We start from the raw sequence: 12,783 nt of genomic DNA, 5'->3' as shown, positions 1-12,783 counted from the left end.
GCAGGTAACTTGTATATAGGTCTGAAAACGTACGATTTATCCAACTTAAATTGGGCTGTTTTGTCTGACAACTATCAGTGTTTACTTAATTTCAAATATATAATAATTATCTTATAAATTATTAAAAGGAATTTTATTAGTTGGGTACTTTTTATACTTTACCATACTTTATTTACTTCAGCCACAGTCATCGAATACTTAATACAATCCGATATGTCAAAATAAAAACTAACAGTTTTATAATTATTCTCAAAATCTCCATTATTTGACAATCTAATTTTTAAGATATCTATCGATTTTCTCTTATGTTCAATCAATTCCTGTTGTACCATGACCCAATCCATCTGAAGAATACGACAGGCATAATTTATGCATTTTTTCTCCAAACTTACGTAGTTGTATTTTTGTGTCTCATCAATTATAATGGGGTGCTCAATACTGGTTCCAAATCCACCTTTAATTGGTAAGTCAACACCAAACTTATTTTTAATTGTTTTTCGGAAACTCATTTTTAGTGTTTTTTATTAAGTTTTAGCAATTTTACATCAATACTTCCTTTACTTTTTTTACAATATCTGGTGGCACCGAATAACTACAATCTTTATGATATTGTTTTCGCAATTTGAGTCTACAGCAATCTATATTATTTAGTTTTTTACTAATCGTTCCCTTTAGTTTTAGAGGAGCTTGATATTCATGAAATAGCAATAGTTAATTTTGGGACCTACGCTAAATGATTGGAAGCTTTAGTAGAATTTTAGTTATTGGTGAATTCACTGCATCTTTTATTTAAACGCTGAACTTGGATTGGATTGAAGATCTTTCCATTTCGGGTAGTATACTGCAATTGATTTAATTTATCAGCTATTTGCTGGAATGTCATTCCTTTTATTCGGGCGTCACATATAATATCCATTGCCTGAAGATTTTCTTTATTGTTTAAAGCATTAAATCTGATCTTCTCGGGACCAAGCTTTTGAAAATCACCAAAGCCTTTAGGATTACCTAGTCTAATTATTCCATTAATGGGTTGCATTTCAGATCCATCCTTATTAATTACGATTCCTTTCTTAATTTTTTCTTTTTTTACCCGTAAAGAATCCTTAATTCGACTACTGATTATTTCTGCTTCATTCTCAGCAAAAACTGCTAACAGTTGAATCGTGAGTTTATTTGCATTGGGGTTATCGCAACAAATAAATTCAATCCCAGCATTAAATAGAGCAGATGTAAACTGTACATCACGGGATAATCTATCTAATTTACCGACGATTAATATAGCCTTCTCTTTTTGAGCCAATTCGATTGCCTTGTAAATTTCAACACGTTTCTTTTTTCTGGTACCAGTTTCGATTTCAGTAAATTCAGCAATCACTTTACCTTTATCAGCAATATAATTAGTAACTGAATCTTTCTGAGCTTGTAGTCCAAGACCTGACAATCCTTGTTTTGCCGTTGAAACTCTATAATAAGATATGAATTTTTTCATCGTTATTTATTAGCTAATTTAAAGATACATAAAAATATAACAAATTGCAAACATTAGTTAGCAATTTGTTATAATACCCAAAATGCAAAAATATTCTTTATTTTAAAAAAGAATAAATTGGAAATTAAGCAATCGATGTTGATTGCGAACTGAATATCTCATGATCGTTTTATTATAAAAATCTTTAATTTATATTTAAAATACATTGTGTTTTAAACTTTAAGGCCTGCTATATTCAAAATAAAGTTGAGGAAACTAAGGAATTAATTGAGAAAGGATCGGACATTCTAAGCGGAATAAAGTAGCTGAAAAAAATCCCAAAAAATTTTTTCCCATAATTTTTCTCTGACAATCAATGTTTCATTCCACGGGACACCAGGGGGTGTATGTGTTAGCGGTAAGGGGGGGAGGACTCATGGCCTATGACCATTGGGTTTGCTATTTTTTAAAAAATTATGCTAAATTAATTAAGTAAGAAACAACTTATTTTTAAAGGTGCTAATACTACAAGATAGGAAGTACTAATACAGCTCTTAAATGTCCTTGTTTTGTACTATTAAAGCCTATATAACAGAAATTTAACACCTATATGAGGTTGAAAAAAAATTATTTAATATTTCTTTCTCTCTCTTCACATAATTTTGTATACTCGTCGCTCAACAGCCAATCCAACATTTCTGTAGTATATTCAGTGTTCACTTGTGGCTGCCGTTGGTCCTTGTACATTTCTTCTACTGGTGGTTTTGACTTGAAAATTAATCTAAATAACCAAGATAATATAATCCAAATTAATAACAAAACGCCAGCTGAAATACAAGCTGCTAAATTTAACAGCGCAAAAAATACACCAAATATACTAATATCACCTGGGGCACTTCTAGCGGCACTGGCGCGAAAACCCTCGGCTAGATAGCCAGTGAACAAATTTATTTGGGTTTGCGAGCGCCAGGATCCGTCGATAGGGAACGATTGCAGATTGTGGTTAGAAATATTAGCCATTCTTTTTCAAATTAATTACAAAACTGTTCTTTGTTTTGTTCCATCAAATTCTATAAATAACTCTAGATTACTAGAGTACAAGTTACTAAATTTTTAGGAGAAATCCAAGTAAACTAGGTGTTATCTTAGATGTTTTGATTTCTAAATATCACTAAAAGTGGGTATTGCAATTCTAAACATTTCCATGTTCATTTACGGATCAACAATCGATGTCAAATCTGTATAAAAAGCGGTAAAATTATTCGCTCTCTTTACGGTTTACCACATTTGTACTAATGAAATAATGGTTACATTAGCCACGAAAAGACTTAGAAAACATAAATCCCCAACATAAAGAATAGCATACAATAATGGCAATTAAAAAATCTGAATTATACAGCTCCCTTTGGGCTAGTTGTGACGAATTACGTGGCGGAATGGACGCCTCTCAATATAAAGATTACGTACTTACAATGTTATTTGTAAAGTACATCTCCGATAAATATTCAGGTGATAAATACGCACCGCTTGTTATTCCAGACGGAGCAAGTTTCCAGGACATGGTAGCTTTAGTAGGAAAAGAAACTATTGGTGATGACATCAACAAGAAAATTCTGAATCCGCTTAAAGAAGTTAACCAACTACAAGATTTTCCTGATTTTAATGACCCTACCAAATTAGGTAGTGGTAAAGAAATGATCGATACCCTTTCTAAACTGATTTTGATTTTCAATAAACCAGAATTAGACTTTAGTAAAAACAAAGCCGAAGGCGATGATATTTTGGGTGATGCCTATGAATTTCTGATGCGTCACTTTGCTACCGAAAGCGGAAAATCGAAAGGACAATTCTATACACCATCTGAGGTAAGTAAGGTTTTGGCAAAGATTCTTGGAATCAACGATGCTAATAGTACGGCACAAACTACCGCTTATGATCCAACATGTGGCAGCGGATCCTTGCTTTTAAAAGTAGCAGACGAAGCTGAAAAAGAAATCTCATTATACGGACAAGAGAAAGAGACGGCTACTGCTGGTTTGGCCCGTATGAACATGATCTTACACAATAAACCATCTGGAACTATTTGGGCCGACAATACTTTGGCTAAACCAAAATGGGAAGAAGATGGTAAATTAAAAACCTTTGATTATGTCGTAGCCAATCCTCCGTTTTCGTTATCGAACTGGGGTAACGGTGTCGATGCACAAAATGATATTTACAAACGTTTCCAGGATTATGGAACCCCTCCAGACAAGAATGGTGATTATGCCTTTTTGCTTCACATTATAAAATCATTGAAAAGTACAGGCAAAGGTGCTATTATTTTGCCTCACGGGGTTTTGTTCCGTGGTAATGCAGAAAGTGAAATTCGTAAAAACATCATCAAAAAAGGATTGATCAAAGGGATTATTGGTTTGCCTGCCAACTTGTTTTACGGTACAGGAATTCCTGCCTGTATTATCTTGATTGATAAAGAAAATGCCCATACCCGCAAAGGAATTTTCATGATTGATGCGGGTAAAGGTTATATGAAAGACGGGAATAAAAACCGCTTGCGTGACCAAGACATTCATAAAATTGTAGATGTGTTCAACAAGCAGCTCGAAGTACCTAAATACAGCCGTATGGTGAGTATGGATGAAATTGCTGATGCCAAAAACGATTACAACCTCAACATCCCAAGATATATTGACAGTCAGGAAACCGAAGACATCCAGGATATTTTAGCCCATTTAAAAGGTGGAATCCCTCAAAATGACATTAATGCCTTAGGCGATTATTGGAGAGTATATCCGAACTTGAAAAAAGTTTTATTCTCGGATACCAATGCCACTTATGCGCAATTGAATGTGCCTTTGGCTGAAGTAAAAAATACGATTTTCACGCATCCCGAATTTCTTTCGTTTACTAATGATCTGAAAACGGTTTTTGAACAATGGAAAGATAAAACTACTGCTGAACTTAAAAACTTAGACGCGGGTTCTAAACCCAAAGAAGTTATAAATACTATCTCGGAAGCATTACTACATGCTTACGATAATCGCGCTTTGATAGACCAATATGATGTGTACCAACACCTGATGAGTTATTGGAGCGAAACCATGCAGGACGATATTTATGTGATTGCTGCCGATGGCTGGAAAGCAGGTAATGAAGTAAACCGAATGGCTAAAGAAAGTAAAAACGCTAAGAAAGAAACCGTACGTAAAGATGTGGAAGGATTAGACGGTTTGGAAGGTAGATTGATCCCGCCAAGCCTTATCATTTCTCATTATTTTACATCAGAACAAAATAGAATTGATGCCTTAAATGCAAAAAAAGAAGAAGGTCAAGCTACTAAAATCGAACTCGAAGAAGAACATGGAGCTGAAGGCGGATTGTTTGGCGATTTAGAAAAAATAAATAAAGCCGAAGTAACCAAATTGCTCAAAGAGAAAAAGACAGAAAAAGCAGCCAAAGATGAAATTGCAGTATGCGAAACCTATTTGAAACTCTTGGAGCAAGACTCCAAAATAAATGCGGAATTGAAAGTGGCTTTGAAAGCATTGGAAAAAAATGTAATTGCTAAATATCCAACGCTTACCGAAATCGAAATAAAAACTTTGGTAGCTGACCATAAATGGATGTACACCATTGCCACCGCCATTACAACAGAAATGGAACGTGTGAGCCAAGCCTTGACCTTACGCATCAAGGAATTAGCAGAAAGATACGAAAACCCAATGCCACAGCTAAAAAACGAAGTGGAAACCCTTGAAGAAAAAGTAAATGCGCATTTGGCTAAAATGGGATTGGTATGGTAGTTAAAGAAGGATACCAACAAACGGAAGTTGGCGTAATTCCTAGCGAATGGAAAGTTAAAAAGATTAGAGAGGTTTGCCAATTAATAAATGGTAGAGGATTCAAACCTTTTGAGTGGAAAACTGATGGTTTACCAATTATTCGAATTCAAAATTTAAATGGCTCTCAAGATTATAATTATTATCAAGGTATATACGATAAAAAATTAGAAGTTGACAATGGGCAGTTATTATTTGCTTGGTCAGGAAGTAGAGGCACTTCTTTTGGTCCTCATATTTGGAATGGTTCAAAAGGGTTGTTAAATTATCATACTTGGAAAATAGTGATAAATGAAAATGAAATTTCCAAACCTTTTTTTACATATGCTCTAAAAAAATTAACAAAATTCATTGAAGATAATGCTCATGGTGCATCTGCACTTGTTCATACACAAAAGTGGGAAATGGAAGGTTTTGAATTCCCTTCACCTTCAAATCAAATAGAACAAACCGCCATTGCAACTGCCTTATCCGATGCAGATTCTTTACTAACGGGTTTAGAAAAACTCATTGCCAAAAAACGAAACATCAAACAAGGTACGATGCAAGAACTTTTGCAGCCAAAAGAAGGTTGGGAAGTTAAGAAGTTGGGAGAAGTTGCAACAATAGTTAGAGGAGCATCACCAAGACCAATAGAAGACACTAAATGGTTTGATAAGCAATCACCAGTTGGATGGGTGAGGATTTCAGATGTTACGAAATCAAAAAAAGTTCTTCTTGAAACAACTCAAAAATTATCCGATTTAGGAGTAAAAAATAGTCGATTAGTTGAAAATGGAAATTTAATTATGAGCATTTGTGCAACAGTTGGAAGGCCAATACTCACAACTTTTGATGTTTGTATTCATGATGGATTCGTTTTTTTTAAAAATCCTCAAGTTGACAGACAATATTTATATTATTTCCTAACATTTATAGAAGATAATTGGGCTAAAAGTGGTCAAACTGGCTCGCAAATGAATTTGAATACAACCTTGATTAATAATACCGAAATTCCTTTTCCAAAATCACCTGAAGAACAAACCATTATTGCTACAATTCTTTCGGATATGGATGCAGAACTTACAGTATTAGAGCAAAAACTGGAGAAATATAAAAAAATAAAGTTGGGGATGATGCAGGAGTTGCTAACTGGAAAAACGAGGTTGGTATAATGTAATTATGAAAAATTAGTGAAAATGGTAACGATGATATTTTTGTAACCCACACCATGGGTGGTATGATGGAGTTTGAAAAAACGGGTATTTATCCAAATAAACTTAAAATTTCTTCTAAGAAGTACGACCATGTTTGGAGGATCAAAGTTACTGATGAAATTCAATCAGGCGTATTGAGAATAAAAAGGGGCGTTGTTTACAATTATGTCTTGGACGAAAAAGGTTTTAGAATCCAAGAAGTAAGAGACAATGTTCCTATTTCGGAGTGGGATGAAATTGGCATGACGGTTATCATGAATGATTGAATTAGACAATAAACTTTATAGTAAGTAATATGAAAGCATTAATTATTAGTGGAATGGATAATGAGACTATTATTTCAGTTGAAATAAACGAAAGTTTTTTATATCATTTGCATATAGGTATTCAAAATACCAATGAATTAAAGACAAAAATGGAGGGCTATCCAATTTTGAATATTGAAAATTCGGGTTTTATTAGATATTCTACTTACAAACTTAGGAAAGTTTTTTCTCAAGAATTAGAAGAAGGGAATACAAAACTTCCAGAAGATGGAATAGAATATCTGTTGGTAGACCAAAATGAGAATATTGTCTTTACAGAGGACCAAAATATTTTTCTAAACTGGAAAGTTATAGAATATTCGTTTGATTATTATGACGACCCTATTTATGATAAATATTTTAAAAATTTAGAGCAGGTCGAGACTACATTTGAAAATTGTAGAATAATTATTGAAGATGGTAGTTTTTTCATTAATTTATATGATATGCCAGCCTTTATTGATGATCTGTTAGGAAATGAAATTAATTACACTGATTTTGAAAAAGAAATTAAAGAAGAGATTAATCTTAATTACAAACCGATTAAAAAAAAATATTTTTATCAAAACAAAGAGTAAAGGAATAGCTATGAGTGCGCTTTATTATTAATAACATATAAAACAAGATTATCCCAACTTAAATGTAAAATGGCCAATTTTCAAGGAACAATAAAAGAATTCATTAAACGTAATTATGAGCCATTATATTTTTCTGCATTGATTTGGGCAATTATTCAAGATTCCAAATAAAAGTTTAAAAAGACATTCATTTATTATTTAAAGAGGATGATGCTATTACTAAATTATTTGTGTAAATCTTTAGAATGGGCGATGCGGATTATTTTATACAGTAAACAAAAGAAGGTGATGAGTTTACGAGAGAGAATTTTGTGAGTAATAAAAAATAAGTAACATAAAAGTAAACGATGCCTTGTCCACATAAATTTATCGAATATTTAAACCTCGAACGATTGGATTTTAAACCAGAAATTTTGATTGTAGGAACTTTTAATCCTGCTTGGCCAGCCAATAATCAGGCACAATGGTTTTATGGGAGAACACATGATCAGCATGGAAATGTAAATAATAATTTTTGGGATGTTTTGCCTCGTCTTTATGGTGAAAATTCTTTAATAAATTCCACTCTTGTAGAATGGAAAGCCTTTTGTAAACGGCACAAAATTGCCATAACTGATTTAATAGAAAATATTGTAGACGCTAATGAAGAAAATCCAGAACATGTTACTATACTGAGTTCTTATAATGATAAATCAATTGCTGAAGTTTTTAATGAACATGTTCCAAACAATATTGTTGCACTATTGCAAAATCATCCAACTATAACAAATGTTTATTTGACAAGAGGAACAGGTGAAACATTTTGGAGAAGATTATGGCGACCAGTTGTTCAATATTCAAACCAAAATGGTTTGAATGAAAAGAATCTTTTAACACCATCAGGATATGCATTTTATCAGCATGGAGCTCATAATAATCAAAATCCAAACAATCAAATAGCCTTACTTAATGATTTTATTTTAACGAAATGGCAAAATGAATGGCATTTTTAAAAGTTTGGGAAGTATAAAAATATTAGTGATGATACAGTAATAATTGAATCATATTTAAAATAAATAATTAGTTATGGATAAAATTACTCAAATCAATTTAGTGCTAAAAGACTATTTTATGCTTAACAAAAACGTGAAAATTATTCCTGCAAAAGATATGATGTCTTATTTTGTTTTGGCAGGTGTATTTCCATCGGATCAAAAAAATGGTTTGCCTATTCGTAAAATATTGAGAACGCTTGATGAGAAAAATCAACTCCCATTAATTCCATTTGTTTACCCAGAACGTAAATTAAAAAACACGAGTTGGTTTTTTAGAAATAGTTCCTATTCTATACCAGTTCCCTCTACAGTTAAAGCTCGAACAAAACTAAATACAATAAATACCAGCAAAAACTCGCGTAAAAACAGCGATGAACATTATGTTATCGATTTGTGCGACAAAGTAATAAACAAAACGGGATTGCGCCAGCATCGTTTTAATTTCTTACTGGGTGATGCCAATGCTAATGGAGTTTGTTCAAAATTACCCGTAGATGTTTATTATCCAGAATTAAACCTGGTCATTGAATACAAAGAACAACAACATTCTAAAGCCAACAAACATTTCGATAAACCCGATGTCATGACCGTAAGCGGAGTACATCGCGGAGAACAAAGACGCATTTATGACCAACGACGTTTAGAGGTTTTACCCAAACATGGGATTCAGGTGATTGAAATTTCATATTTGGATTTTGAGTTTGATGGAAAGGATAAAATATTGAGGAATGAGTTCAGGGATTTGGAGAGAGTTAGAAAATTTTTGAAAGGGAAAATTTAGATTTTAAGACGTCATGAAATGGCGTTGTAGGTTAATAGATTTGACGAGAAATAAAGTTTGGGATGATGCAGAATTTATCAACTGGGAGAATGAGATTGAATTAAGTATAAATTTATATTGATAATACAAAATATATGATTAGCGTTATAGAAAACAGAGCAGATATTATTTCAATTGATGAGTTTTTGAACTTAACTGATATTAGAATACCTGAGTATCAAAGACCTTATAAATGGAGTGATAAAAACGTATTGCAACTTATAGAAGATATTTATACTTTTCGTCATAAAGAGCACTATCGTTTTGGAACAATAGTCATACATATAAACCCCATTACGGAGAGTAATATAACAACGACTTATAATGATATTGTAGATGGTCAACAACGTTACACTACAATTAGATTATTAGTATATGCTCTTTTCCAATTAGTTGAAAATAGTAATAAATTTCAGTCTAACACCCGCGATTTACTTCAAAATCTTAAAGATAAATTAGATCGTATTGAGTTAAACTACAAGAATAAAAACAGTATTGAAAATATTCATAAAAACTTTCAACTCATTAAACGCTCAATTCAGCATTTTGATGATATAACTATTTATAATTTTATAAAAAAATTTCAAGTAGTAGTGTTTTTTATTCATGATATAACGGAAGCATTTCAGTTTTTTGACTCCCAAAATTCCAGAGGAAAAGATTTATATCCTCATGATTTGTTAAAAGCATTTCATTTAAGAGAATTTGATAAAAATGAGTTTGAATTACAATTAAAAGTTGTAGGACATTGGGAAAAATATGCATCAAAAAAATTAAGCATTCTATTTGCTGAATATTTATATAGGATTAAAGGTTGGAGCAATAATCAACATGCAAGATACTTTGGTAAAGAACATATAGATATGTTTAAAGGTATTAGCATAGATAAAATTGAAAATTATCCATATGTAAAAGTTTTACAAATTTCACATAGTGTTGTGGACAATTACAATGATAATTTTGAGAGAAAAATTGACCGTCAGGAAATGGGATTCCCTTTTCAATTGGATCATATAATGATTAATGGGCGGCGTTTTTTTGAATATGTAAATCATTATTTAGGTATAAACGAAAAGTTTAAGGGAAAATACCTTGTAGAAAAAGAAGATTCTAAACATTATTCTAATGCAGAGTCTATCGTTAAAATGGTTTATCAAAACCATTACAGCTATAGAGATGGAGAAAGTTACATTCGTGATTTGTTTGAGTGTATAATGATTTACTACATTGATAAATTTGGAGAAAACGAACTCCCAGCATTTTTAGAAAAAGCTTTTATTTGGTGTTATTATTTACGATTCAGATACCAACGCCTTGGTTTTGATTCACTAGATAATTATATTATTAAAAACAATCTTTTTGGAGCTATTAAAAGTGCTATGCAGCCGAAGGATGTTTTGAAATTTACATTAAAAGAACTTCCATCTTTTGAAGACATCTTAAGTTTTAGCAAAGGAGATTCCTCTAGAATGGACAAATCAATTGTAGAATTCTTTAAAAAAAATCATTACTATGTTAACTAATCACCAAGATATCCAAGATTTTTCGATTGGCAAACTTTTCACTTCACCGAATCGTTATCTAATCCCCATATACCAACGCAATTATGAATGGGATGATAAGCAAATAGTTCAGTTAATTGAAGATATCAAAGATTATTATATTGAAGAGGAACATAAAAATTATTACATCGGAAGTTTAATTGTTGATTATCGCCAAGACCAAAATGGAACTTTTTACGAAACGATAGATGGTCAACAACGATTAACAACTTTTAATTTACTTATTTGTGCACTTAGAATTTTTGATAGAAATAAGAGATTACCTGAAAGTAGCAAACCTTTCATAAATAATACGATTATTCATTTTGAATCACGCCCTATTTCTGATAAAAGCATTCAATTTATTTTTAATAATGGAACTGAACAACCTAATTTTTCAGATTTTAACGAAAATATTATTTCTGGGATAAAAATTATTTATTGCCAATTGGATTTGTTAGCTGAGAAATTTGAATCAGATACAAAAGAGAAAACTTGGAATGGTAAAACTTTTGAAGGTTTTCTTGCCTACCTATTCAATAAAGTTATTATTGTAAGAGTTCAAGTACCTATCAATACTGATTTGAACCATTATTTTGAAATAATGAATTCAAGGGGTGAACAATTGGAAAAACATGAAATTTTAAAGTCACGTTTGATGAAAGAATTAAATGTTTGTGAAAATGCGGTAGCCCTACGAAAACAGTTTAATCTTGTTTGGGAAGCTTGTTCAGAAATGGGAAGCTATGTGCAAATGCTATTCAATAAAGATGTTCGGAGCAAATTATTTGGTGAGCGATGGTTTCAGTTTATTCCAGAAAATGAACAAGAATTATTTGAAATCTTAGAAAAAACTAATAAAGTCTCTACAGAGAACGACTACCTATCTTTTAGTGATATTGTTTTGGAAGATAATTATGAAAATTTGCAACAAAAAATTACTCAACTTTCAAATGATGATATTGTAAATGATTCTGATTCTAAACAGTTTCAACATATTATCAATTTTGAAAACTTCTTGTTACATGTTCTTAAACAAACGGCCAAGCTAGATGTTAGTTTAGATGACAAAAGAATATTGTCTTTCTTTCACAGTGAGTTAAATAAAAACGATGATAAAGTTACGTTTGTAAAAGACTTCCTATATCAATTATTAAAAAATAAGTTTTTGTTAGATCAGTATATTCTCAAAAGGGAATACCTTGCAGGAGATCATAGTTGGAGCTTAAAAATATTAAAGTTTTATCCTAAAGTAGGGGAAAGAATCCAGGAATCATTTAGTTATGTAAACACTTTTGGTAGTAAAGATAGTAATGATGAACTATTATTGTTATCATCAATGTTTCATGTATCTACACCAACATTAGTTTATAAATATTGGCTTTTTGCAGCCTTAAAATATCTGTCTGAAAACTATGATTTTGAAAAAAATGTAGATTCCTTAGAAAACCCAACAAATATTGAAGCCAACGAGTATATTCAGTATCTTGTATCTACTGCTCAAAAATTCTTGAAATATCGTTTTCTAAATAAAAATTCTGAAAATAGTTATGAAGATATAATTGAAAATGAATTAAAATTCGGTGATGCTATATTGAACGAGGAATTATTACAATATGGTAAAATTAGAAATAATCTTGTCTTTAATTATATTGATTACTTATTATGGATAGAGAAAAAAGATTCTTATAAGGATTTTTCGTTTTCATTCAGAAGTTCGGTGGAACATTATTACCCTCAAAATCCGATAAGTGGAGAAAGAATCGATGATGAGTTTCTTTTAAATTGTATTGGTAATTTATGTTTAATTTCTCATAGTAATAATTCTAAGTTAAGTAATTATCTGCCTAATTCAAAAAAGGAACATTATACAAATTCTAAAAGTAAAGATAGTATTAAGCAAATGGAAATGATGAAAGAAGAAAATTGGCATAAAGAGGAAATTAAAAAATCCCATACTTTTATTCTAAATTTATTGAAACAAGATTTAAATTTAAGCTAA

General features: G+C 31.4%; 11 protein-coding genes. 8 read left to right on the top strand and 3 right to left on the bottom strand.

Annotated elements, in window-relative coordinates; genetic code table 11:
* Nucleotides 1-158 precede the first annotated feature (158 nt).
* From BLS90_RS03350 to BLS90_RS03340, 3 genes are all read right to left on the bottom strand, one after another.
* Nucleotides 159-509, bottom strand: coding sequence for a hypothetical protein (locus tag BLS90_RS03350; RefSeq protein WP_091255223.1), 351 nt, complete (start codon nucleotides 507-509; stop codon nucleotides 159-161).
* Between the two features lie 248 nt (nucleotides 510-757).
* Nucleotides 758-1,489: a recombinase family protein gene (locus tag BLS90_RS03345; RefSeq protein ID WP_091255221.1), complete on the bottom strand. Its 732-nt coding sequence runs from the start codon at nucleotides 1,487-1,489 to the stop codon at nucleotides 758-760.
* 606 nt (nucleotides 1,490-2,095) lie between these two features.
* A complete protein-coding gene (locus BLS90_RS03340) occupies nucleotides 2,096-2,488 on the bottom strand; it encodes a hypothetical protein (RefSeq protein WP_091255218.1) in 393 nt (130 codons plus the stop codon).
* Nucleotides 2,489-2,838: 350 nt separating this feature from the next.
* On the opposite strand from BLS90_RS03340, the gene BLS90_RS03335 reads away from it, so the two are divergent.
* The 8 genes from BLS90_RS03335 (at nucleotide 2,839) to BLS90_RS03300 (ending at nucleotide 12,783) form a co-directional block, all read left to right on the top strand.
* Nucleotides 2,839-5,271 carry a type I restriction-modification system subunit M gene (locus tag BLS90_RS03335; protein WP_091255216.1) on the top strand — a complete coding sequence of 811 codons (2,433 nt, stop codon included), beginning with the start codon at nucleotides 2,839-2,841 and terminating at the stop codon, nucleotides 5,269-5,271.
* Nucleotides 5,265-6,461 carry a restriction endonuclease subunit S gene (locus tag BLS90_RS03330; protein WP_091255214.1) on the top strand — a complete coding sequence of 399 codons (1,197 nt, stop codon included), beginning with the start codon at nucleotides 5,265-5,267 and terminating at the stop codon, nucleotides 6,459-6,461. The genes BLS90_RS03335 and BLS90_RS03330 overlap by 7 nt, the downstream gene beginning before the upstream one ends.
* Nucleotides 6,462-6,526: 65 nt before the next feature.
* A complete protein-coding gene (locus BLS90_RS03325) occupies nucleotides 6,527-6,769 on the top strand; it encodes a hypothetical protein (RefSeq protein WP_139171384.1) in 243 nt (80 codons plus the stop codon).
* Between the two features lie 29 nt (nucleotides 6,770-6,798).
* Nucleotides 6,799-7,386 (top strand): hypothetical protein, encoded by a 588-nt coding sequence (locus BLS90_RS03320; RefSeq protein WP_091255207.1) that lies wholly within the window; start codon nucleotides 6,799-6,801, stop codon nucleotides 7,384-7,386.
* A gap of 392 nt (nucleotides 7,387-7,778) precedes the next feature.
* The gene (locus tag BLS90_RS03315; protein WP_139171383.1) at nucleotides 7,779-8,378 is read left to right on the top strand and encodes a uracil-DNA glycosylase family protein; all 600 of its coding nucleotides are present in this window, start codon (nucleotides 7,779-7,781) and stop codon (nucleotides 8,376-8,378) included.
* Between the two features lie 73 nt (nucleotides 8,379-8,451).
* Nucleotides 8,452-9,201, top strand: a complete 750-nt coding sequence (locus BLS90_RS16970) for a hypothetical protein (RefSeq protein ID WP_220083866.1) — start codon at nucleotides 8,452-8,454, stop codon at nucleotides 9,199-9,201.
* A gap of 134 nt (nucleotides 9,202-9,335) precedes the next feature.
* Nucleotides 9,336-10,763 (top strand): DUF262 domain-containing protein, encoded by a 1,428-nt coding sequence (locus tag BLS90_RS03305; RefSeq protein WP_091255204.1) that lies wholly within the window; start codon nucleotides 9,336-9,338, stop codon nucleotides 10,761-10,763.
* Nucleotides 10,753-12,783, top strand: a complete 2,031-nt coding sequence (locus BLS90_RS03300; RefSeq protein WP_091255203.1) for a GmrSD restriction endonuclease domain-containing protein — start codon at nucleotides 10,753-10,755, stop codon at nucleotides 12,781-12,783. Before BLS90_RS03305 ends, BLS90_RS03300 begins: the two co-directional genes overlap by 11 nt.

It is taken from the genome of Flavobacterium omnivorum (assembly GCF_900099915.1).
In the GTDB taxonomy this organism is placed as follows: domain Bacteria; phylum Bacteroidota; class Bacteroidia; order Flavobacteriales; family Flavobacteriaceae; genus Flavobacterium; species Flavobacterium omnivorum.
Note: the sequence above shows the minus strand (reverse complement) of the source record. Positions and strands in the feature narration are given on the sequence as shown.

Coding starts and splice junctions, on each gene's coding strand:
- BLS90_RS03350 (WP_091255223.1), bottom strand. CDS start 509: ATGAGTTTCCGAAAAACAATTAAAAATAAGTTTGGTGTTGACTTACCA.
- BLS90_RS03345 (WP_091255221.1), bottom strand. CDS start 1,489: ATGAAAAAATTCATATCTTATTATAGAGTTTCAACGGCAAAACAAGGA.
- BLS90_RS03340 (WP_091255218.1), bottom strand. CDS start 2,488: ATGGCTAATATTTCTAACCACAATCTGCAATCGTTCCCTATCGACGGA.
- BLS90_RS03335 (WP_091255216.1), top strand. CDS start 2,839: ATGGCAATTAAAAAATCTGAATTATACAGCTCCCTTTGGGCTAGTTGT.
- BLS90_RS03330 (WP_091255214.1), top strand. CDS start 5,265: ATGGTAGTTAAAGAAGGATACCAACAAACGGAAGTTGGCGTAATTCCT.
- BLS90_RS03325 (WP_139171384.1), top strand. CDS start 6,527: ATGATGGAGTTTGAAAAAACGGGTATTTATCCAAATAAACTTAAAATT.
- BLS90_RS03320 (WP_091255207.1), top strand. CDS start 6,799: ATGAAAGCATTAATTATTAGTGGAATGGATAATGAGACTATTATTTCA.
- BLS90_RS16970 (WP_220083866.1), top strand. CDS start 8,452: ATGGATAAAATTACTCAAATCAATTTAGTGCTAAAAGACTATTTTATG.
- BLS90_RS03305 (WP_091255204.1), top strand. CDS start 9,336: ATGATTAGCGTTATAGAAAACAGAGCAGATATTATTTCAATTGATGAG.
- BLS90_RS03300 (WP_091255203.1), top strand. CDS start 10,753: ATGTTAACTAATCACCAAGATATCCAAGATTTTTCGATTGGCAAACTT.